This is a genomic window from Caulobacter sp. CCUG 60055, assembly GCF_022750545.1.
Classification (GTDB): Bacteria; Pseudomonadota; Alphaproteobacteria; order Caulobacterales; family Caulobacteraceae; genus PUIC01.
Genome location: NZ_PUIC01000001.1, coordinates 173,504 through 194,074, shown reverse-complemented (window position 1 = coordinate 194,074; position 20,571 = coordinate 173,504). Strand labels below are relative to the sequence as shown.

Below are 20,571 nucleotides of genomic sequence, written 5' to 3'. Positions count from 1 at the left end.
TCCGGGCCGGAAGGATGAGAACAATTCAAGAACATTCTTGAGGCGCGACCATGCTCACCCGATCCCTCGACGCCGTAATTTCGGCCACCCGCGCCCTGCCCGACCACCTGCTGGTCGTGCGCCGGGCCTATAGCGGTTCGCCCGCCGCCCTGTCGGCGCTGGGCCGGCTGCAGGACGCGTTGATCGAGGTCGATCGCGCGATCGCCGGCCGGACCGCCGAAGGCCCGGACACGGCGCCCTCGCCTCAGCGGAAGTCGCCGTTCGTCGCGGTCAGTCCGGCTCCGGACAACACGAAGATCGGTCGCTGGGAAGCTTGAGAACGGATGGAGCGCAGCAATCCCTGCCGCTCCAGCCGCAGGGCGCAGTCATAGGCGGCCGCGCTCCGCTCGACGGGCACGGCCCCGGACTTCTTGATCTCGAGAAGCAACGCCCGATCCGTACTGGTCATCACATATCGCATTAGACCACCTGTTCGTTCCTAGGCGCCGTCACCCTAACAACAAAATCCCGACGGACCCAACAGCCGACCTTCCGTGGGCGCACGAGGGCCTGGACGACGCCAAGACTTGAGGCAATCTGGATGTTCCGGGGACGGAGGCTGGGGCATGACTGGCGATGGGGCGCAAGCGCGGCGGCCGCGCGGGCTGTTTGGGATCGTTGCTCGGACTGGTCGTGCTGGGCCTTGCAGCCTCGTCGCTGATCGCGGCGATCTTCGCGCCGTGGGGCTTTTTCCTCGGCGGCCGTTTTCACCCCGTCCCCGGCTGGCGGGGCTGGGCCGTCCTGCATTCGGCGGCGGCCGGCGGCGACTATCGCCTCTATATCCGCATGACCCCGGCCCCCAGCCCGGCCCCGCACGCCGCCAGCGGCCTGCGCGGCGACGCCTTCCTGTGCACGCCGCGCGGCGAGCGGTTCAACCTGACCCTCAGCGGCGGCATGCCCCGCTCCCTGCCCCTCGACACCGTCGGCCAGCCCGTCCGCCTTCACCTGTTCAACCGTAACGGCCTCAAGGCCTATGGGACGGATCGCCGGCCGAAGTTCGACCTGACCGGGGTCTGGGGCGACGGGACCTTGACCATGACCGACGGCGGCGGCCTGGCCACGGCGTTCCGCCGGGACGGAACCCTGCGGCCGCCCCTGCGTCCGAACGAGGCCCACGGCGAGGAGGTCGCCACCGCCCGCTTCGAACCGGCCTCGCTGTTCGTCTTCAATCCGGCCTGCCCGGCGTCGGCCGGGGGTCGCTGAAACGCCGGTTTTGCTATATGCGCCGACCGGACAAGGACGGACATCCGGACACACTGGAGAGGAAATGGCGTATCTGCGTTGGCGGCGGTTTTTGGAACTCGCTGCGCTCGACCGTCCCTGGGTCGGCGAAACCTTTATCCGCGACCGCCACAAGGGGCCGACGGTGTCGCCGGCCGAGCACTGGAACAGCGAGTACCAGGCGGGCACCTACCGGCGGCTGCTGCTTTCGGACCAGCGGCATCATCACCGGCTGCTGGCCGGATTGGTCGCCGAACACGCCGATCAGCCGCGCGTCCTGGAGATCGGCTGCGGCGAAGGCGCGTTCTACGATTCCATCCGCCCCTTTCGCCCCGCCCGCTACCTGGGCGTCGACTTCTCGGCCCAGGGCGTCGACATGGCCCGCCGTCGCCTGGCCGACAATCTGCGCCCCGGCGTGGTCGACTTCGAGGTGGGCGACGGCAAGCGCTACGCCGTCGACGAGCAGTTCGACGCCATCGTCTTCCCGGAATGCGTCGAGTACCTGGGCGATCCGATCGCCCTGCTCGAACACTACGCCGGCAACCTGGCCCCCGGCGGCGTCTTCGGCGTCACCCAGTGGCTGGGCCTCACGCCCCTGCGCATCTGGCGCACGCTCAAGGCCCGGACCGAGATCGTCGACGAGGCGGTGGTCAGCGCCGCCTGGGGCGGCGCCTGGCAGGTGTGGACCTGCCGCCTCCGCTGAGCCCGCAAAGACCAAGCGGCCGCCGGCGAACCGGCGGCCGCTGTTCACAAATCGGACCGAAGGCCTACTTGGTCGCCTTGTGGATGGCGTCCTTGGCCTTGCCGACGGCTTCCTTGGCCGACCCGGCGATCTTGTCGGCGACGCCCTCGGCCTGGAGCTTGCGGTCGCCCGTCGCCTTGCCGATGGCTTCCTTGATCGACCCGACGCCCTTCTGGGCCGCGCCTTCGAAACCTTCCTTGCTCATCAGAACATCCTCGTTCGCGATTGAAACTTGGTGACGCCCGGGCCGATAACCCACGATCGTCGCCGGAGGTTCCATCGCCTCCTCTTTCCGTTCAGACCGGCCGCGCCGCCTCGAAAAGCCGCCGCAGCACGGCCGGGGCGAGACCCGGCAGGTCCTCGCTGATCAGGCCGGGTCCGAAGCTGGCGCCCGCCTCGGCGTGAATCCAGGCGGCGGCGCAGGCCGCCTCGAAGCTTTCCATGCCCTGCGCGATCAGGCCGCCGATGAAGCCGGCCAGGACGTCGCCCGACCCGGCGGTGGCCAGCCAGGGCGAGCCGTTGACATTGACCGCGGCGCGGCCGTCCGGCGCGGCGATCACGGTGTCGGGCCCCTTCAGCAACACCACCGCGCCGGCCCGGCGGGCGGCCGCGCGCGTCGCCGCCACCCGTTCGGGGCCGGCGGCCAGCAGGCCGGGGAACACGCGCTCGAACTCGCCGGCGTGGGGGGTCAGCACGTCGTCGCGGTCGAGCGCCGAGAACAGCCGCTGCGGCTCGTCGCGGAAGGCGGTCAGGGCGTCGGCGTCGACGATCATCGCCGCCCCTGTCCGGGCCAGGGCGAACAGGTTGGACACCGTCCGCTCGTCAACCCCGGCCGCGGGCCCGATCACCGCCGCATCGGCCGAGGCGGCCGCGGCCTCCAGTTCGGCCTCGGTGTCGAACGGCTTCAGCATCACCGCCTCAAGGTGGGCCGCGTTGGCCGCCAGGGCCTCCGGCGGCGACAGCACGGTGGCCAGGCCCGCCCCGACCCGCAGGCCCGCCCGGGCGGCCAGCCGCGCCGCGCCGGTGTTCCAGGCGCCGCCGGAAACCACGACCAGCCGGCCGCGCGAATGCTTGTGAGCCAGGCGGGACGGCCAGGGGAGCCTGGAAAGCCAGGCCTCGGGGACGTTCTCGGCCAGCCGGCCGGGCGTCGGGCCAAGGCCGATGTCGACCACCGTCGTCTCGCCGCACAGGCCGCACCCGGGTTCAAGCACGTGGGCGAGCTTCTTGCGATGGAAGGTCACGGTCAGCGCCGCCGCCGGGGCGTAGCCCAGCGGGCGGCCCAGGTCGCCGGCCAGGCCCGAAGGCAGATCGATCGCGACGATGGGGGTTCCAGACGCCTCGGCCGCTCGCAGGGCGGCGACCGCCGACGGCGGCGGCGGCCGGGACAACCCGGCGCCGAACAGGGCGTCGATCACCAGTTCGGCGCCGCCGACCGCCTCGACGAGATCGTTCCCGACCGGACCGATCCAGTCGGCGGCCACCAGCGCCGCGTCGCCCTTGAGCGCCTCGCGCTCGCCCAGCATGGCGATCGTCACCGGCCAGCCGGCGGCGGCCAGCCGCTCGGCCGCCACGAAGCCGTCGCCGCCGTTGGCGCCGGGACCGCAGAGCACCGTCGTCGGACGCGGCGTCCAGCGGGCGGCGACCGCCTCGGCCACGCCCTCCCCCGCCCGGCGCATCAAGGTGACGCCAGGCGTTCCGCCGACCACGGCCGCATGGTCGGCGGCCGCCATTTCGGCGACTGTCAGAATGTCGAAACCGGACGCCATCCGCGCAACCTCGTCCCGCGAAGGCCGCTTCAGAGCACCTTGGTCTCGGCCTCCCGGCCACGAGAGATCAGGCGCAGGCGCTCGCCGTCGGCCTCCAGAACCGTGATCGAGGCATGATCCGGCTGAAACGCCAAGACCCTGGCGTCGCCCTCGACGGACGAGACCACCGCGTTGATGGCGACGAAATGGCTGAAGATCGCCGCCGCCGGCAGGGCGGCCACCGCCCGCGTCGCCGCCGCGCGCCAAGCTTCGTAGTCGAGGTCTCCCTCGATGTCGGCCCACCGGCCGGCGAAGGCCGTGCGCAGCCAAGGCCCCCGCTCGGCCGGGGTGAGCGCCGCCGGAGTCGGGATCTCGCCGACGAGGGGCTCGATGCGGGCCTCAAGGCCGAGCGCCCGCGCGAACGGCGCCGCGGTCTCGCGGCAGCGGCGCAGGGGCGAGCTGACCACCAGGCGCGGCCGATCCTCGGCCGGAAGCGCCATCAGCGCCGCCGACGCCGCCTCGGCCTGGGTCCGGCCGGCCTCGTCCAGGCCCGGATCGGCGTCGGCGGCGTCGCCCCAGGTCGAGGCCGGGCGGCCGTGGCGGATGAGATAGATGCGAGCCATGGCTCAACCCCTGTCGGGAACGAAGATGTTCAGGCTCCCGTCCTCCGACGGGCCGACCTGGCCGGAGCGGCCGACGCCTTCGCGCGATTCGAGGTCGCGCAGGGTGGCCTCGTCGGCCGGGGTGTTGGCGACGAAGCGCCGGCCCTGGGCGTCGCGGCCGACGACGATGCCGGCGCGATAGCCGTCGCGCGAGTGGGCGACGGTGTAGGTCTCGATGGTCGCCGCCCCCTGGGGCCGGTCGACGACGGCCGGATGCGGCAGGGCGTCGATGCGACGCTGGATGACGGCGGGGTCCTGACGCGCCCAGGCGCCCTCGACCGGCCGGGTCGAATAGACGCCCACCGACTGCTTGGTCAGGTACCAGCCGTTGGCGGTCACCAGGCCGTAGGCGCCGGGCCTGGCGCGCAACAGGTCCATCATCGCGGCGATCGAATGCATGGCGTAGTTGTTGCCCGGCCCGCCGGCGTAAGGAAGCCCGCCCGTGACCGTCAGGCCGCGCGGATCGTCCATGGCGATCCCCAGCTCCTCGCAGGCGATCTCCACCGCCACCGGAAAACAGGAATAGAGGTCGATGAAGTCGATGTCGGCCAGCCCGATCCCGGCCATCTCGAACGCCCGCTCGCCGGTCAGGCGGATGGCCGGGCTGGAATGGAAGTCCTGCCGGTCCAGCGGGTTCCACAGGTCGGCGGCGTCGGCGCAGCCGTGCAGATAGACCCAGCGATCCTCCGGCACGCCCAGCTCGCGCGCCTTGCGGACGCTGGCGACCAGCACGCCGGCCGACTGGTCGACCTCCATGATCGCGTTGAGATATTTCGGATAGGGATAGCTGACCATGCGGTTCCGGTCGGTGACCGTGACCAACTCCTCGGCCGTCCGCTCGGTCGGGAACCAGGCCTGCGGGTTCCTGGCCGCCGTTCGGGTGAACGGCGCGAACAGCTCGCCCAGCCGGCGCTGATGGTCGTCCAGGCTGCGGCCGTCGCGGGCGCGCAGGGCGTTCTCGAATAGCGGGTAGGTGTTGACCGGATAGCTGAGGCCGTGGGCCGCCTCTTGCGCCGAGACGCCGGGACGCGGATCGCCGATCCGCTCGGGCGCCTCGGTCTCGTCGTCGCCAAAGCCTTCGAAGCCGCGACCGCTCCGCAGCCGCTTCATCAGCGCGCCCATGAACTCGGCGCCCACGGCCAGGGCCAGCTCGCTCTCGCCCCGGGCGACGCGCTCGCACAGGACGTTGACCAGCATCTGCGGCGTGTTGCCGCCGACGTGCGAATAGACGGCGTAGTCCGGCTGCGCCCCCAGGGCCCTGGCCAGGCTGCGGGGCGGGTTCTTCAGGCGCGGGACGGGAAGCCGTTCCAGACCGCCGGGCGAATCCACCGCGAAGCCGACCACCGCCAGGGCGTCGAGACCGGCCAGCGCCCCGGCCGGCAGGCCGGCGTCGGCGGCGGCCCGTTCCGCCGCGATTCTCATCATGGCCAGGGGCGTCGGGGAGTCTTCCGCCGATCCGCGATAGGTGAATTGGCCCGCGCCGATCAGCACCGGAGTATCGTCACGCATCCGTCGGTCCCTCGCCCTGGCTTTTCCGACACCGGTAACGGGCTTGACCCGGCGGCATCCAAGCCCAAACGGCGGGCGCCCGTTTCGTGGGCGCTCATGCCTAATTCCTAGGCGCCCGACCCAGACGCGGCGGCCGGGCCGTCGGCGCGCCGACGACGGCGCTTGCGCCGCCGCCGCCCGGCATGCTCCCTCCGGCGAAGAAGCGGGGGGCCTGTTCGTCGCCCCGCCACACGCCTAAGCTCCCGCCATGAAAAAGATCGAAGCCGTCATCAAACCGTTCAAGCTCGACGAAGTGAAGGAAGCTCTTCAAGAGATGGGCGTGCAGGGCATGACCGTCCTGGAGGCCAAGGGCTACGGCCGCCAGAAGGGCCACACCGAGCTCTATCGCGGCGCCGAATACGTGGTGGACTTCCTGCCCAAGATCAAAATCGAGGTGGTCGTGGCCGACGACCAGCTCGAGGCCGCGCTGGAGGCGATCACCGCCGCCGCCCGCACCGGCCGAATCGGCGACGGCAAGATCTTCGTCTCGGAGATCATCGACGTCCTGCGCATCCGAACCGGCGAAAACGGCGCCGCCGCTATCTGACCAGTCTGAAGCTCAAGGGGATAACGAGCATGACACCCGCTGAAATCCTTGCGGAAATCAAGGAAAAGGACGTCAAGTACGTCGACGTCCGCTTCACCGACATTCGCGGCGCGATGCAGCACGTCACCTTCGACATCGCCTTGGTGGACGAAGAATTCCTGACCGACGGCACCATGTTCGACGGCTCGTCCATCGCCGGCTGGAAGGCGATCAACGAGTCGGACATGAAGCTGCGTCCGGACCTCAAGACCGCCTATATCGACCCCTTCTACCAGCAGACGACGCTGTTCCTGTTCTGCGACGTGCTGAACCCCGACACCGACGAGCCCTATAACCGCGACCCGCGCTCGATCGCCAAGAAGGCGCTCAACTACGTCAAGTCGGCGGGCGTCGGCGACACCGTCTATTTCGGTCCGGAAGCCGAGTTCTTCGTGTTCGACGACGTGCGCTGGAACACCACGGCGAACAACACCGGCTATTCGTTCGATTCGACCGAACTGCCGGTCAACTCGGCCAAGGAATATCCCGAAGGCAACATGGGCCACCGCCCCGGCCCCAAGGGCGGCTACTTCCCGGTCAACCCGGTCGACAGCGGCCAGGACCTGCGCGGCGAAATGCTGGCGGTGATGGGCGAACTGGGCCTGGAGCCGGAAAAGCACCACCACGAAGTCGCCCCGGCCCAGCACGAACTCGGCCTGAAGTTCAGCGACCTGCTGACCATGGCCGACCGCATGCAGCTCTATAAGTACGTGGTCCACAACGTCGCCGCCGCCTACGGCAAGACCGCGACCTTCATGCCCAAGCCCTATTTCGGCGACAACGGCTCGGGCATGCACTGCCACCAGTCGATCTGGCGCGACGGCAAGCCGCTGTTCGCCGGCGACAAGTACGCCGGCCTGTCGGACCTGTGCCTGTGGTACATCGGCGGCGTGATCAAGCACGCCAAGGCGATCAACGCCTTCGCCAACCCGACCACCAACTCCTACAAGCGCCTGGTGCCCGGCTACGAAGCCCCGGTGAAGCTGGCCTATTCGTCGCGCAACCGCTCGGCCTCGATCCGCATCCCGCACGTGTCGAGCCCCAAGGCCAAGCGCATCGAGGTCCGCTTCCCCGATCCGCTCGGCAACCCCTACCTGACCTTCGTGGCCCTGCTGATGGCCGGCCTCGACGGCATCGAGAACAAGATCGATCCGGGTCAGGCCCTGGACAAGAACCTCTACGACCTGCCGCCGCGCGAGCAGAAGAAGGTTCCGGAAGTCTGCGGCTCGCTCAAGGAAGCCCTCGACAACCTCGACAAGGACCGCGCCTTCCTCAAGAAGGGCGGCGTCATGGACGACGACTTCATCGACGCCTACATCGAGCTGAAGATGGAGGAAGTCGTCCGGCTGCAACTGCATCCGCACCCGGTCGAGTTCGCCATGTACTATTCGGGCTGATCGGTCCGATCCCGTCCGAAAGATCGAAGGGCCGCGGAGAGATCCGCGGCCCTTCTCGATTCCGCCTCGACGAGGCCGGCCGTCAAAGCGAGCCGTCGCGCGCCTCGCGGACGGCCTCGACGGCGCGGGGCGAGCCGGCGTGACGCTTGAGCAGCCGGCGCTCGTCCCGCTCCAGCCGGTCGCATCGCAGCCGTCGCGTCGCCCGGGCGATCTCCTGGCGGCGGTCGGCGTCGTAGGGCTCCTCGCCGGCCCAGTGATCGCATCCGGCCCGGCGGTCGACGAAGGCCTTCACGTCCTTGGGGAGCGGCGGAGCGGCCGGCTGGGCCGCCTCCGCGCCCGCCGCCGCCAGGACCAGCACAAGCACGGCGAAGCCCGCGCTCGACAACGGCCGCACGATCATGAACTTCCCCTTCTCGCCCTGCGGCCGAACCCGCGGCGGCGGCTCGCCGGGCTTGTAGCGCAACGGGCTTGATCGCGGGCGGCTTTTCGTTTGAGGTCGCTGCTTCGGGAGTCGGGATGGGTCATGCATAGACGATGGGGGGCGGCTGCGGCCGCCGGGGTGCTGGCGGCGCTGCTCGCGGGCTGCGCCACCACGGGAACGCAACAGACGGGCGCCGCCAAGCCGGCCGACAAGGCCGAGGCCAAGCCGCTGCCCAAGGGGCTGGACCCCGCGGCCTCGACGGCCTTTCCGTCGACCTACAAGCCGTTGCCGTCGCGCGCCACGGCCATCGTCGGGGCCACCATCCTGACGGCCACGGGCCAGCAGATCGACAACGGCGTGCTGTTCATGTCCGAGGGCAAGATCACCAGCGTCGGCGGCCCGTCGACGCCGATCCCCGCCGACATCGCCGTGATCGACGGCAAGGGCAAATGGGTGACGCCGGGCGTCATCGACGCCCACAGCCACCTCGGCGTCTATCCCTCGCCCGGCGTCAGCTCGCGCATGGACGGCAACGAGCTCACCGACCCCAACACGGCCGGCGTCTGGGCCGAGAATTCCGTCTGGCCGCACGATCCGGGCTTCAACCGCGCCCGCGCCGGCGGCGTCACCACGCTGGAGATCCTGCCCGGCTCGGGCAACCTGTTCGGCGGCCGCTCGGTGGTGCTCAAGAACGTGCCGTCGATCACCACCCAGGGCATGAAGTTCCCCGGCGCGCCCTACAGCCTGAAAATGGCCTGCGGCGAGAACCCCAAGCGGGTCTACGGCTCCAAGGGCCGGTCACCATCGACGGCGATGGGCAACGTGTTCGGCTATCGCAAGGCCTGGATCGAGGCGGCGGACTACGCCCGCAAGTGGGACGACTACCGCGCCAAGGCCGGCAAGGGCGAGAAGGCCGACGCGCCCAAGCGCGACCTGACGCTGGACACCCTGGCCGGCGTGCTCAAGGGCGAGATCCTGATCCAGAACCACTGCTATCGCGCCGACGAGATGGCGACGATGATCGACATCAGCCACGAGTTCGGCTTCCACATCGCCGCCTTCCACCACGCTTCCGAGGGCTACAAGGTCGCCGAGCTGCTGGCCAAGGAGAACATCTGCATCGCCACCTGGGCCGACTGGGCGGGCTTCAAGATGGAATCCTACGACGGCATCGAGGCCAACGCCGCCATCACCCACCGGGCCGGCGCCTGCGTGATCATCCACTCGGACGATCCGATCATCACCCAGCACCTGAACCAGGAAGCCGCCATCGCCATGACGGCCGGCAACCGCATCGGCCTGAACATTACCCGCGCCGAGGCCATCGCCTGGATCACCGCCAACCCGGCCAAGGCCATAGGCGTCGGCGACAAGACCGGCTCGCTGGAGCCCGGCAAGGCCGCCGACGTGGTGCTGTGGAGCGCCGACCCGTTCAGCGTCTACGCCGTCGCCGAGAAGGTGTTCATCGACGGCGCCTTGACCTACGACCGCCGCGACCCGCGCTTCCAGCCCAAGTCCGATTTCGAGCTTGGCCAGCCGGGCGCCGGCGCCTTCAATCCGGGGATCGCGCGATGAGCCGCTCGTTTCTGTTCGCCGCCGCCGCGTCGGCCGTACTCACCCTGTCGGCGCCGGCCTCGGCCGAGACGGTCGCCGTCGTCAACGCCCACATCCTGAGCATGGGTCCGGCCGGCGACATCGCCTCGGGCGCGGTGGTCATGCGCGACGGCAAGATCGTCGCCGTCGGCGCCGGCGCGGCGGTCCCGGCCGGCGCGCGCGTCGTCGACGCCAAGGGCCAGATCGTCACGCCGGGCTTCATCGCCCCGTCGACCAACCTGATGCTCAGCGAGGTCGAGGCGGTCAAGGAGACCCGCGACGACCGGCCCGGCGCGCAGCTCAGCGCCGGCTTCGACGTGCAGTACGGCGTCAATCCGGGCTCGGCCATGCCTCCCCTCGCCCGCCAGGGCGGCGTCACCCGCGCGGTGCTGACGCCCATCCCCGGCCGCGGCGGCGGCCACGCCGACGAGGGCGGCGGCGATGACGGAGCCGGCGATCCCGGCCTGTTCGCCGGGCAGGCGGCGGCGGTGCGGCTGGCGGCGGGCGATCCGAACCCGGTGTTCAAGGCCCGGATCGGCATGGCCATAGACCTCGGCGAATCCGGCGCCTCGGCGGCCGGGTCGCGGGGCGCGGCGATCGTGCTGCTCAAGTCCATCCTCGACGACGTCCGCGCCTTCGCCAGGAACCGCGCCGGCTACGAGCGCGGCGCCCATCGGCCGTTCGGCCTGACCCGCGCCGACCTCGAGGCTCTGATCCCCGTCGTCGAGGGCAAGACCCCGCTGCTGGTGCGGGTGCACCGGGCCTCGGACATCCGCCAGGTGCTGAAGCTGGCCGCCGACGAGAAGGTCAAGGTCATCCTTGAAGGCGCCGAGGAAGGCTGGCTGGTCGCCGGCGAATTGGCCAAGGCCGGCGCGCCGGTGCTGATCGACGCCGAGGCCGACCTGCCGGACGCCTTCGAGACCCTGGCCTCGCGCCTGGACAACGCCGCGCGCCTGCAGGCCGCCGGCGCGACCATCGCCATCCTGGGCAGCCGCGACTTCACCAATCTGCGCCAGGCGCGGCTGAACGCCGGCACGGCGGTGGCCAACGGCCTGCCCTACGGCGCGGCCCTGGCCGGGCTGACCATCAATCCCGCCAGGATCTGGGGCTTCGCCGACAAGGCCGGCTCGCTCGAACCGGGCAAGGACGCCGACCTGGTGATCTGGAGCGGCGACCCGCTGGAGACCACCAGCTGGCCGACGGCGGTGTTCGTGGCCGGGCAGGAGCAGCCGATGACCTCGCGCGGGCTCGAACTGCGCGACCGCTATAAGGTCCGCGGCGGGGCCTACCCGCCGGCCTACAACTAGCCAGGACCCGCCGGCTGTGAGATTGGAGCGTCTTTCCTGGCGGATTCCACCCCGCCGGAAGACGTTCCCGTACCGAATCGCCGCAAAGTCCGCTCATGGCCAACAACGCCGCCAAGGCCCCGCAAGCGTCCCTGTTCGACGACGCCCTCGCTCCCGTCTCCGCCGCTCCGCTGGCCGCCGCGCATGAACCGCACCCGGCGCCGACCGGGGGCTATTCGGCCAAGGACATCGAAGTCCTCGAAGGCCTGGAGCCGGTGCGCAAGCGCCCGGGCATGTACATCGGCGGCACCGACGAGCGGTCGCTGCACCACCTGTTCGCCGAAATCCTCGACAACTCGATGGACGAGGCGGTGGCCGGGCACGCCAAGGTCATCGAGGTCACCCTCGACGCCGACGGCGGCCTGACCGTCCGCGACGACGGCCGCGGCATGCCGGTCGACCCGCACCCGAAATATCCCGGCAAGTCGGCCCTCGAGGTGATCCTCACCGTGCTGCACGCCGGCGGCAAGTTCTCGGGCAAGGCCTACGAGACCTCGGGCGGACTGCACGGCGTCGGCGCCTCGGTGGTCAACGCCCTGTCCGAGACCCTGGACGTCACCGTCTGGCGCGACGGCTTCGAATGGCGCCAGGTCTTCTCGCGCGGCAAGCCGCTCGGCCCGATCGAACGGCTCGGCGCGTCGCGCAAGCGCGGCACCGCCGTCCGCTTCGTTCCCGACGAGTTGATCTTCGGCGAGGGCGCGGCGTTCAAGCCGGCGCGGCTCTACCGCATGGCGCGCTCCAAGGCCTACCTGTTCCGGGGCGTCGAGATCCGCTGGAAATGCGCCCCCGACCGCATCCACGACCAGACCCCGGCCGAGGCGACCTTCCACTTCCCCAACGGCCTGGCCGACTTCCTCAAGGAACGCACGGCCGGCATCGAGACGGTGACCGACACCTTCTCGGGCCGCATCGAGCGCACCGGCGAGGCCGGCGCCGTCGAATGGGCCATCACCTGGAGCCCGGCCGGCTTCGGCGAGGCCGACAGCTTCATGCAGTCGTACTGCAACACCGTGCCGACCCCCGAGGGCGGCACCCACGAGGCCGGCTTCCGCGCCGCCCTGACGCGGGGGCTTAAGGCCTACGCCGAACTGACCGGAGAGAAGCGGGCCAGCCTGATCACGGCCGAGGACGTGGTCGGCGGCGCCGGAGCGCTGATCTCGGTGTTCATCCGCAACCCGGAGTTTCAGGGCCAGACCAAGGAGAAGCTGTCGTCCTCCGACGCCCAGCGCCTGGTCGAGGCGACGTTGCGCGACCCGTTCGACCATTGGCTGACGGCGGCGCCCAAGGCGGCCAACAGCCTGCTTGAATTCGTGATCGAGCGGGCCGAGGAGCGCCTGAAGCGACGCAAGGACAAGGAAGTCGCCCGCGCCTCGGCGACGCGCAAGCTGCGCCTGCCCGGCAAGCTGGCCGACTGCTCGGCCAACGCCATCGACGGCGCCGAACTGTTCATCGTCGAGGGCGATTCGGCCGGCGGCTCGGCCAAGCAGGCCCGCAACCGCCGGACCCAGGCGATCCTGCCCCTGCGCGGCAAGATCCTCAATGTGGCCTCGGCCTCGGGCGAGAAGCAGGTCGCCAACAAGGAGCTGGCCGATCTGCTGCTGGCGCTTGGCGTCCAGGGCGGCAATCGATTCAAGGAAGAAGAGCTGCGCTACGAGCGCATCATCATCATGACCGACGCCGACGTCGACGGCGCCCACATCGCCTCGCTGCTGATCACCTTCTTCTACCGGACCATGCCCGACATGATCCGCGCAGGACGGCTGTACCTGGCCCTGCCGCCGCTCTATCGCCTCAGCCACGGCGGCAAGACCGCCTACGCCCGCGACGACGCCCACAAGGACGAGCTGCTGGCGACCATGTTCAAGGGCAAGAAGCCCGAGATCGGCCGCTTCAAGGGCCTGGGCGAGATGATGCCCGCGCAGTTGAAGGACACCACCATGGACCCGGCCAAGCGCATCCTGGCGCGGGTCACCCTGCCCCGTTCGGAAGAAGCGGTCGAGGCCCTGGTCGAGACCCTGATGGGCCGCAAGCCCGAGCTGCGCTTCCGCTTCATCCAGGAGAACGCCGAGTTCGCGGCCGACGACCTCGACGTCTGAAGCCCCGCCCGTCCCCGCCAAGGCGGGGGCGGATGGTCAGTCGAGCGCCTTGCCCATGCGCACCACCGGCAGCGCCTCGCCGTTGGGCAGCGGCGCCTCGATACGCTCGATCGGCGTAAAGCCGTGGCGCTCGTAGAGCGGCACCCCGGTCAGGGTCGCGCCCAGCTCCAACCGGCGAAACCCGGCCTCGGCGGCGGCGTCCTCGCAGGCGCGCATGATGCGGCTGCCGATCCCCCGGCGCGCCCAGTCGGGATGGACGAAGAACGCCCTGATCTTGGCGGGATCGACGTCGGGGTCGAGCAGAGCGTCGTCCTTGCCCGTCACATGATCGCTTCCGAACAGGGTCTTGCGCCGGCTCCAGCCGCCGCAGCCGACGATGCGCCCCTCGGTCTCCACGACGAAGTAGGTGCCGTCGGCGATCAGCTGCGTGTCGATCCCGAACACCGTCCCCAGGGCGCCGCGGCGCTGGGCCTCGGTGTAGTCGCCGGCCTGCAGCGCCATCACCGAAGCGTCGATCAGGGTTCTCAGCGTTGGAACATCGGCCTCGACCGCGGGCCTGATCATCTCGTTGTTCATGGACGCTCTCCGAGTCTCAACCATAATCCGTTGCCAGACTTGGGAAAATGGAGAGCGGGCGTTGACTTTCAAGCTCTGGGGTCTATTACGGCCCCGTTCGGAGCAGGTCTGGCGAATCCGCGCCGCCCGCTCGCCCAAGCACGGGCGGCTCCGGCTTTCAACAGCGTGACATGACCGACTTTTCCGACCTGGGCCTATCGCCCACAACCCTCCAGGCGGTCGCCGACACCGGCTACACCACCGCCACCCCCATCCAGGCCCAGGCCATTCCGGTGGCGCTCGCCGGACGCGACGTCCTCGGCATCGCCCAGACCGGCACCGGCAAGACCGCCGCCTTCACCCTGCCGATGATCGATCGGCTGGCGGCCGGCCGGGCCAAGGCCCGCATGCCGCGCAGCCTGGTCATCGCCCCGACCCGCGAGCTGGCCGACCAGGTCGCCTCGTCGTTCGAGAAGTACGCCAAGGGCACCAAGCTGTCCTGGGCGCTGCTGATCGGCGGCGTGTCGTTCGAGGACCAGGAACGCAAGCTGGACCGCGGCGTCGACGTGCTGATCGCCACGCCGGGGCGCCTGCTCGACCACTTCGAGCGCGGCAAGCTCTTGATGACCGGCGTGCAGATCATGGTGGTCGACGAGGCCGACCGCATGCTCGACATGGGCTTCATCCCCGACATCGAGCGCATCTTCAAGCTGACGCCGCCGAAGAAGCAGACCCTGTTCTTCTCGGCGACCATGCCGCCAGAAATCACCCGGCTGACCAAGCAGTTCCTCAACGATCCCACCCGGATCGAAGTGGCCAAGCCCGCCACCACGGCCGAGACCATCGCCCAGTACGTGGCCCGCATCCCGCTGTCCGACCCCAAGGCCAAGCGCATGGCGCTGCGGGCCCTGATCGAGCGCGGCAGCGACACCATCAAGAACGGCATCGTGTTCTGCAACCGCAAGAGCGAGGTCGACGTCGTCGCCAAGTCGCTGAAGGTGCACGGCTTCGACGCCGCCGCCATCCACGGCGACCTCGACCAGTCGACCCGCATGAAGACCCTGGCCGACTTCCGCGCCGGCTCGCTGAAGCTGCTGGTCGCCTCGGACGTCGCCGCGCGTGGTCTCGACATCCCCGACGTCAGCCACGTCTTCAACTACGACGTCCCCCACCACGCCGACGACTACGTCCACCGCATCGGCCGCACCGGCCGGGCCGGGCGCTCGGGCGAGGCTTACATGATCGTCACCCCGGCCGACGGCAAATCGCTGGACAAGGTGCTCAAGCTGATCGGCAAGACGCCGGAGGACGTGCCGCTCGAACTCGACTGGAGCCAGGCCCAGGGCGGCGAACGCCGCCGCGACGAGCGTGGCCGGGGATCGCGCAACGAACGTCCGCCGCGCGGTCGCAGCCGCCGCGGCGAGGACGAGGTTCGTGTCAGGGTCAATCCTGAGGCCGAGCCGGCCGAGGCCGCGGCGGACGCCGCCAACGCCCCGCCGCCGCGCCGCGGACGGCGCAGGCCCGAAGCCGAGCCGGTCGTCGAAGCCGCCGCGCCGAGCCCTCGCCGCCCGGAACGGGATGCGGAAACACCCGCCCCCCGCCCCCTCTCCCGGCGCGGGGTGCAGGCGCCCGTCCCCCGGGACGACGACGATCGCCGCATCGTCGGCTTCGGCAACGACATCCCGGCCTTCCTGATGCGCGCGCCGCCCAAGATCGCCAAGACCGAAGCCGAGTAGCGGCTTCGCGGGCGCCTAGAGACAGGCGTCAAGAAAGTCCAGGAACGCCGGCGCGCCGGTGCGGTAGCCGAAACGAAAACCGCGCCGCAGCCGCCGCCAGAACGCCACCTCGCGCTCCGGGATCGGCGATTCGCAAAAATAGCCGCGCCAATCGCCGCCGGTGACATGGCGCATGCTCCGCACCCAGTGGCTGGCGAAGTTCAGGGGCAGGATCTCCACCACCCTGGCCGACGGCGGCGCGAACAGCGCGTTGGCCAGGGCCGCGCCGGTCGGACCGGCGATGACCTCCGCCTCGCGCACCAGGGCGATCTGTTCGCCGACGCTCAACCGTTCGGGGTGCACGATGCGAAAGCCGCGTCGCCGCAGGCCCGCCTCGACGGCCGCTTCATCGACCATCACCCGCATCGACGTGCCACGGCGGGAGAAATAGAGCCGGGCGCCAGGCGCGCTCGGCGCCGGCGCGCGCGCCAGGACCCTTTCGCGCAGCCGCCCCAGGATCGGCGTCGGGGCATGGAGAAAATGGTCCATGCTGGTGGCGTAGACCGCCTCGCCGAGCCGCACGACCGGCTCGGAACGCTCGTCGACCTTGAGATGATCCCCGAACGCCAGGCGAAGCAGGTCCCGCCGCCAGCGGCTCAAGGGCGGCGCGATCGGCGGATAGCGCCCCAGTAGATCCAGTTCGTCGAGGACCAGCAGCGACGGCAGCGCATCCAGGACGAAATGGCCATAGTTGAAGCCGCCGCCCCAGGGGTGGAAGACCGAGGCCGCCGCCAGATGCGTCGCCGTCGCCGGCGGACGGAAGATCGTCTCGCCGCCCTCTCGCCGCGCGCCGGGCAGGCCGGACAGATCCGGCCACCTGTCCATCGCCTCGCGCGCGCTCGCCCATTGCACGCGTCCGTCGCAATCGACGATCGCGCCGAACGCCGGCGCATGCAGGACGTCGAGCACGCGGCAGACGTTGATCTCGCCGAGCAGGCCGCCGTGGACGCCGCCGTACTCCGGCGGACAGGGCGCGCCGCCGAGCCGTCCGCCCAGCCACGGCGAGAGCACCTCCGCCGGAACATGTTCGGCGGCGGCGACCGTGGCCATGCCGGGCACGCCGCCGCCGAGCAGGTCTCCAATCTCCAATCGGGGCAGCACGTCGCTCTCGCGGACCGGCCGCAGGGGAACTTCGTGGTTTCCAAGACGCGGCGAAGGTCGATGCATGCGAACGGTCACTCCCGTGGCCTGCTTGGACCACGGGCCAGGGGACGCCGCAACCGGGAGTTAGCGCCTCAGCGCTTGATCTGCGCCTCCAGGTATTTGCGGAACCCTTCCCCGTAAGGCGGCCGCATCTGCACCATCTGCGACACGTCCTTCTTGAGCTGGACGTAGACCGCCTTGCGATGGCTGAACTCGCGGAAACCGTCGACGCCGTGATAGCTGCCCATGCCCGCCGGCCCGACGCCGCCGAACGGCAGGTCCTCCTGGGCGACGTGGAAGACCACGTCGTTGACGGTGACGCCGCCCGAGGTCGTCCGCTCCAGCACCCGCTCGCGCTCGGCGTCGTCGGCCCCGAAATAATAGAGCCCCAGCGGCCGGTCATGGGCGTTGACATAGCCCACCGCCTCGTCGACCGAGCGATAGGTCTTCACTGGCAGCACCGGGCCGAAGATCTCCTCCTGCATCACCTTCATGTCGTCGGTGGGGTCGATGATCAGGGTCGGCGCGATCTTGCGGTGCTCCTGCTGGGTCAGATCCTCATCGGCCGGCTTCATCTCGATCACCCGCGCGCCCTTGGCCCGGGCGTCCTCGACATAGCCGGCGACGCGCTCGTAGTGGCGCTGGGCGACGATGGAGGTGTAGTCGGGATTGTCCTTGACCGTCGGGAACATGCGGTCGACGGCCTTGCGGGCCTCGTCGACGAACACCTCCAGCCGGTCGTCGGGCGCCAGCACGTAGTCGGGCGCCAGGCAGATCTGGCCGGCGTTCAGGGTCTTGCCGTTCATGATGCGCGCCGCCGCGGTGGCGTAGTCGGCGGAGCGGCCGAGGATCACCGGGCTCTTGCCGCCCAGCTCCAGGGTCAACGGCACCAGGTTTTCGGCCGCCGCCCGCATGACGTGCCGGGCGATCGAGGTCGCGCCGGTGAAGATCAGATGGTCGAACGGCAGGCCGGAAAATGCCTGTCCGACCTCGGGGCCGCCCGGAAACACCGCGATCTCCTCGTCGGTGAACGCCTTGGCGAACATCCGCGCCATCAGCTCCGAGGTCGCCGGGGTGAATTCCGACGGCTTGATCATCGCGCGGTTGCCCGCCGCCAGAACGCCGGCCAGGGGCGCGAAGGTCAGGTTGACCGGAAAGTTCCACGGACTGATCACGCCGACCACGCCCTTGGGTTGGTAGCGGACCTCGGCCTTGGCCCCGAACAGCCCCAGGATCGCCGGCGTGGTCTTGCGCCGCTCCGGCCGCATCCACTTGCGCAGGTTCTCCTTGGCGAACTTCAACGGCCCGATCGAACCGGCGACGTCGGTCAAGGCGGTGGCGTCGCGCGACCGCGCCCCGAAATCGGCGTCGAGCGCGTCCTCGATCTCGCGGCGGTGATCGACCAGCAACCCGATGCAGCGGTCCAGCCGCTCGATCCGCTGCTCGGCGGACGGCGCGCCGTCACGCAGATGCGCGGCCTTCTGCCGGTCCAGAATTCGCATCATCGCGGCGCGATGGTCGCCGCCCACCCCTGCTGGCGCGTTCATGTCCAAGCTCCTCCCGGCCGGAAGGGCCCGGCTCTCATGATCAATGTTCAGGATGGGCTCGACGGACGCGGGCGGCAAGGGCCGGTTTAAGCGAACGGCGTCCGCTCTTTAACCTCACGTTTCTCCTCTGCCGTATAGTGTCCCCCCGAAGTTCCCGGGGCGGGGGCGAAACAGGCCGCGCCATGGGAGTTCGTACGGACTGGGGGACCAGCATGATCGCCGACGTCGAAACCGTGCTCCGTGGGCCGGAATCCTACGCCATGGCGCGGAAAGCCATCGACGCCATGGAGCAGAACGAGGTCTGGCCGACCGCGTTGAACTTCGAGCTCTGGCTGCACGTCGTCGCCGATCCCGAAGGCCCCATCGCCCGCGAGATTCAGCGGCTGATGACCCTGGGCCAGGCCATCACCGACACCCTGGCCGAGGAGCTGGCGGCGACCTATCTGCCCAAGGCGCGGCTGAACGAGCAGATCCGCAACGCCGGCGACCAGCTGAGCAAGGAGCTGGCGACGGTGGCCAAGGCCATCGAGCACGCCCAGAAGACCAGCGAGCAGTACGGCAACACCCTGGCCGGCGCGAGCAAGGAGCTGTCGGAACAGACCGACACGCTGCAGATCAAGCGCCTGGTCGACACCCTGGCCTCGGCCACCCGCCGCGTGCAGCGCGAGAACAAGTCGCTCGAGAAGCGGCTTTCGGAATCCACCGCCGAGGTGAACCGCCTCAAGGACCATTTGGAACAGGTGCGGCGCGACGCCTCGACGGATTCCCTGACCAACTTGGCCAATCGCAAGGCCTTCGACGAAGAGCTCGGCCGCGCCTGCGCCGACGCCGAGACCAGCGGCGAGCCGCTGACCCTGGCCCTCATCGACATCGACCATTTCAAGAGCTTCAACGACACCTGGGGCCACCAGACCGGCGACCAGGTGATCCGCTACGTGGCCAGCGTCATGGGCCGCATGGCCCCGCCGCCGCGTTTCGCCGCCCGTTACGGCGGCGAGGAGTTCGCCATGATCTTCCCCGGCGAGACCGCGCACGCGGTCGAACAGGTGCTGGAGGAGATCCGCGAGGAAGTCTCGTCGCGCATGCTCAAGCGCCGCTCGACCAACGAGGACCTCGGCACCATCACCGTGTCGGCCGGCCTCGCCCAGCGGGCGGCCAGGGAGACCATCCACGCCCTGCTGGAGCGTGCCGACACCGCGCTCTACGCCTCCAAGCGCACGGGCCGCAACCGCGTGACCAACGCCGAGGCGGTGGACGCGGCGGCCTGACGCCGCAGATTCCGCTCGCGTTCCCTGGCGTTATCCCTGCTTAGCTTTCGGCAAGAGCCGCAAGGCCGATCCGGGAGCGCGCCATGGACTATGCAAAGCTGAAGGTCGAAATCAGGGAGGGCGTCGCGATCGTCACCCTGTCCGATCCCGCCACCCTCAACGCCGCCGGCCTCGACATGGGCGCCGAACTGACGGACGTCTTCAAGCGCGTCTCCCACGGGCTGCTCGAGGCCCGCGCGGTCGTGCTCACCGGCGAGGGGCGCGGCTTCTGCTCGGGCGCCAACCTGGCCGGCGGCGGCGCGGCGGGACGCGAGCTGGACGTCGACGGCCGCCCCGACGCCGGGCGCGCGCTGGAGACCGTCTACAATCCCCTGGTCAGCCTGATCCGCGACCTGCCCGTCCCGCTGGTCACGGCGGTGAACGGCGCGGCGGCGGGGGTCGGCTGCTCGTTCGCCCTGATGGGCGACATCGTCGTGGCCGCCGAGAGCGCCTATTTCCTGCAGGCCTTCCGCCGCATCGGCCTGGTTCCGGACGGCGGCTCGACCTATCTGCTGCCCCGGCTGGTCGGCAAGGCCCGCGCCATGGAGATGGCCCTGCTGGGCGAGAAGATCCCGGCCGCCCGGGCGTTGGACTGGGGCCTGATCAACCGTTGCGTTCCCGACGCCGAGCTGATGCCGACCGCCCTGGCCCTCGCCGCCGAGCTGGCGGCCGGCCCGCGGTCGCTGGGCCTGATCCGCCGCGCCATCTGGGACAGCCTCGACGCCGGCTGGACCGAGCAGCTTCAGGCTGAACGGGCCGCCCAGAAGCTCGCCGGCAAGACCGACGACTTCATCGAGGGCGTCGGCGCCTTCCTGCAGAAGCGTCCCGCCGCCTTCAAGGGCCGCTAA

The 20,571-nt window shown here is 70.1% G+C and carries 19 protein-coding genes; 11 read left to right on the top strand and 8 right to left on the bottom strand.

Going from position 1 to position 20,571, the window contains the following annotated elements:
- Positions 1-50 precede the first annotated feature (50 nt).
- From C5708_RS00845 to C5708_RS00835, 3 genes are all read left to right on the top strand, one after another.
- Positions 51-317, top strand: coding sequence for a hypothetical protein (locus C5708_RS00845; protein ID WP_242916816.1), 267 nt, complete (start codon positions 51-53; stop codon positions 315-317).
- A gap of 340 nt (positions 318-657) precedes the next feature.
- Complete coding sequence (locus C5708_RS00840; protein WP_242916814.1) at positions 658-1,242, top strand: hypothetical protein; 585 nt, start codon at positions 658-660, stop codon at positions 1,240-1,242.
- Positions 1,243-1,333: 91 nt separating this feature from the next.
- On the top strand, positions 1,334-1,963 hold the full coding sequence (locus C5708_RS00835) for a class I SAM-dependent methyltransferase (RefSeq protein ID WP_242916812.1): 630 nt from the start codon (positions 1,334-1,336) through the stop codon (positions 1,961-1,963).
- Between the two features lie 64 nt (positions 1,964-2,027).
- Here C5708_RS00835 and C5708_RS00830 read toward each other — a convergent pair whose 3' ends face one another.
- The 4 genes from C5708_RS00830 to C5708_RS00815 all read right to left on the bottom strand — a co-directional run bounded on the left by C5708_RS00830 (position 2,028) and on the right by C5708_RS00815 (position 5,918).
- Positions 2,028-2,207 carry a CsbD family protein gene (locus tag C5708_RS00830; RefSeq protein WP_242916810.1) on the bottom strand — a complete coding sequence of 60 codons (180 nt, stop codon included), beginning with the start codon at positions 2,205-2,207 and terminating at the stop codon, positions 2,028-2,030.
- A gap of 91 nt (positions 2,208-2,298) precedes the next feature.
- A complete protein-coding gene (locus C5708_RS00825; RefSeq protein WP_242916808.1) occupies positions 2,299-3,768 on the bottom strand; it encodes an NAD(P)H-hydrate dehydratase in 1,470 nt (489 codons plus the stop codon).
- Between the two features lie 29 nt (positions 3,769-3,797).
- Complete coding sequence (locus C5708_RS00820) at positions 3,798-4,370, bottom strand: histidine phosphatase family protein (protein ID WP_242916806.1); 573 nt, start codon at positions 4,368-4,370, stop codon at positions 3,798-3,800.
- A gap of 3 nt (positions 4,371-4,373) precedes the next feature.
- Entirely contained in the window at positions 4,374-5,918 is a 1,545-nt protein-coding gene (locus C5708_RS00815) for an acetyl-CoA acetyltransferase (protein WP_242916804.1), read from the bottom strand.
- Positions 5,919-6,165: 247 nt separating this feature from the next.
- Between C5708_RS00815 and C5708_RS00810 the strand changes: the two genes are divergently transcribed.
- Together C5708_RS00810 and glnA are read left to right on the top strand one after the other, a co-directional pair.
- A complete protein-coding gene (locus C5708_RS00810) occupies positions 6,166-6,504 on the top strand; it encodes a P-II family nitrogen regulator (RefSeq protein WP_242916802.1) in 339 nt (112 codons plus the stop codon).
- A 29-nt stretch (positions 6,505-6,533) separates the two neighbouring features.
- Positions 6,534-7,940 (top strand): type I glutamate--ammonia ligase, encoded by a 1,407-nt coding sequence (gene glnA / locus C5708_RS00805; protein ID WP_242916800.1) that lies wholly within the window; start codon positions 6,534-6,536, stop codon positions 7,938-7,940.
- Between the two features lie 82 nt (positions 7,941-8,022).
- Here glnA and C5708_RS00800 read toward each other — a convergent pair whose 3' ends face one another.
- A complete protein-coding gene (locus C5708_RS00800; RefSeq protein ID WP_242916798.1) occupies positions 8,023-8,403 on the bottom strand; it encodes a hypothetical protein in 381 nt (126 codons plus the stop codon).
- Between the two features lie 60 nt (positions 8,404-8,463).
- Between C5708_RS00800 and C5708_RS00795 the strand changes: the two genes are divergently transcribed.
- The 3 genes from C5708_RS00795 to parE all read left to right on the top strand — a co-directional run bounded on the left by C5708_RS00795 (position 8,464) and on the right by parE (position 13,396).
- Entirely contained in the window at positions 8,464-9,936 is a 1,473-nt protein-coding gene (locus tag C5708_RS00795; RefSeq protein ID WP_242916796.1) for an amidohydrolase, read from the top strand.
- The gene (locus C5708_RS00790; RefSeq protein WP_242916794.1) at positions 9,933-11,261 is read left to right on the top strand and encodes an amidohydrolase family protein; all 1,329 of its coding nucleotides are present in this window, start codon (positions 9,933-9,935) and stop codon (positions 11,259-11,261) included. The genes C5708_RS00795 and C5708_RS00790 overlap by 4 nt, the downstream gene beginning before the upstream one ends.
- Positions 11,262-11,356: 95 nt before the next feature.
- Positions 11,357-13,396: a DNA topoisomerase IV subunit B gene (parE, locus tag C5708_RS00785; RefSeq protein WP_242916792.1), complete on the top strand. Its 2,040-nt coding sequence runs from the start codon at positions 11,357-11,359 to the stop codon at positions 13,394-13,396.
- Between the two features lie 36 nt (positions 13,397-13,432).
- Here parE and C5708_RS00780 read toward each other — a convergent pair whose 3' ends face one another.
- Entirely contained in the window at positions 13,433-13,972 is a 540-nt protein-coding gene (locus tag C5708_RS00780) for a GNAT family N-acetyltransferase (protein WP_242916790.1), read from the bottom strand.
- Between the two features lie 170 nt (positions 13,973-14,142).
- Here C5708_RS00780 and C5708_RS00775 point away from each other — a divergent pair, with 170 nt between their 5' ends.
- Positions 14,143-15,687: a DEAD/DEAH box helicase gene (locus C5708_RS00775; protein WP_242916788.1), complete on the top strand. Its 1,545-nt coding sequence runs from the start codon at positions 14,143-14,145 to the stop codon at positions 15,685-15,687.
- Between the two features lie 15 nt (positions 15,688-15,702).
- Here C5708_RS00775 and C5708_RS00770 read toward each other — a convergent pair whose 3' ends face one another.
- Both C5708_RS00770 and C5708_RS00765 read right to left on the bottom strand, forming a co-directional pair.
- Positions 15,703-16,893, bottom strand: a complete 1,191-nt coding sequence (locus tag C5708_RS00770) for a glycosyltransferase 61 family protein (protein ID WP_242916786.1) — start codon at positions 16,891-16,893, stop codon at positions 15,703-15,705.
- Between the two features lie 68 nt (positions 16,894-16,961).
- Entirely contained in the window at positions 16,962-18,416 is a 1,455-nt protein-coding gene (locus C5708_RS00765) for a coniferyl aldehyde dehydrogenase (RefSeq protein ID WP_242916784.1), read from the bottom strand.
- A 215-nt stretch (positions 18,417-18,631) separates the two neighbouring features.
- Here C5708_RS00765 and C5708_RS00760 point away from each other — a divergent pair, with 215 nt between their 5' ends.
- Together C5708_RS00760 and C5708_RS00755 are read left to right on the top strand one after the other, a co-directional pair.
- Positions 18,632-19,684 (top strand): GGDEF domain-containing protein, encoded by a 1,053-nt coding sequence (locus C5708_RS00760; protein WP_242918022.1) that lies wholly within the window; start codon positions 18,632-18,634, stop codon positions 19,682-19,684.
- Between the two features lie 83 nt (positions 19,685-19,767).
- On the top strand, positions 19,768-20,571 hold the full coding sequence (locus tag C5708_RS00755) for an enoyl-CoA hydratase/isomerase (RefSeq protein ID WP_242916782.1): 804 nt from the start codon (positions 19,768-19,770) through the stop codon (positions 20,569-20,571).

Bases quoted from the DNA above. Each gene is read 5' to 3' on its own strand.
- C5708_RS00775 (WP_242916788.1), top strand. From the start codon at position 14,143: ATGACCGACTTTTCCGACCTGGGCCTATCGCCCACAACCCTCCAGGCG.
- C5708_RS00815 (WP_242916804.1), bottom strand. From the start codon at position 5,918: ATGCGTGACGATACTCCGGTGCTGATCGGCGCGGGCCAATTCACCTAT.
- glnA (WP_242916800.1), top strand. From the start codon at position 6,534: ATGACACCCGCTGAAATCCTTGCGGAAATCAAGGAAAAGGACGTCAAG.
- C5708_RS00825 (WP_242916808.1), bottom strand. From the start codon at position 3,768: ATGGCGTCCGGTTTCGACATTCTGACAGTCGCCGAAATGGCGGCCGCC.
- C5708_RS00755 (WP_242916782.1), top strand. From the start codon at position 19,768: ATGGACTATGCAAAGCTGAAGGTCGAAATCAGGGAGGGCGTCGCGATC.
- parE (WP_242916792.1), top strand. From the start codon at position 11,357: ATGGCCAACAACGCCGCCAAGGCCCCGCAAGCGTCCCTGTTCGACGAC.
- C5708_RS00820 (WP_242916806.1), bottom strand. From the start codon at position 4,370: ATGGCTCGCATCTATCTCATCCGCCACGGCCGCCCGGCCTCGACCTGG.
- C5708_RS00765 (WP_242916784.1), bottom strand. From the start codon at position 18,416: ATGAACGCGCCAGCAGGGGTGGGCGGCGACCATCGCGCCGCGATGATG.
- C5708_RS00830 (WP_242916810.1), bottom strand. From the start codon at position 2,207: ATGAGCAAGGAAGGTTTCGAAGGCGCGGCCCAGAAGGGCGTCGGGTCG.
- C5708_RS00780 (WP_242916790.1), bottom strand. From the start codon at position 13,972: ATGAACAACGAGATGATCAGGCCCGCGGTCGAGGCCGATGTTCCAACG.
- C5708_RS00795 (WP_242916796.1), top strand. From the start codon at position 8,464: ATGCATAGACGATGGGGGGCGGCTGCGGCCGCCGGGGTGCTGGCGGCG.
- C5708_RS00790 (WP_242916794.1), top strand. From the start codon at position 9,933: ATGAGCCGCTCGTTTCTGTTCGCCGCCGCCGCGTCGGCCGTACTCACC.
- C5708_RS00810 (WP_242916802.1), top strand. From the start codon at position 6,166: ATGAAAAAGATCGAAGCCGTCATCAAACCGTTCAAGCTCGACGAAGTG.
- C5708_RS00770 (WP_242916786.1), bottom strand. From the start codon at position 16,893: ATGCATCGACCTTCGCCGCGTCTTGGAAACCACGAAGTTCCCCTGCGG.
- C5708_RS00845 (WP_242916816.1), top strand. From the start codon at position 51: ATGCTCACCCGATCCCTCGACGCCGTAATTTCGGCCACCCGCGCCCTG.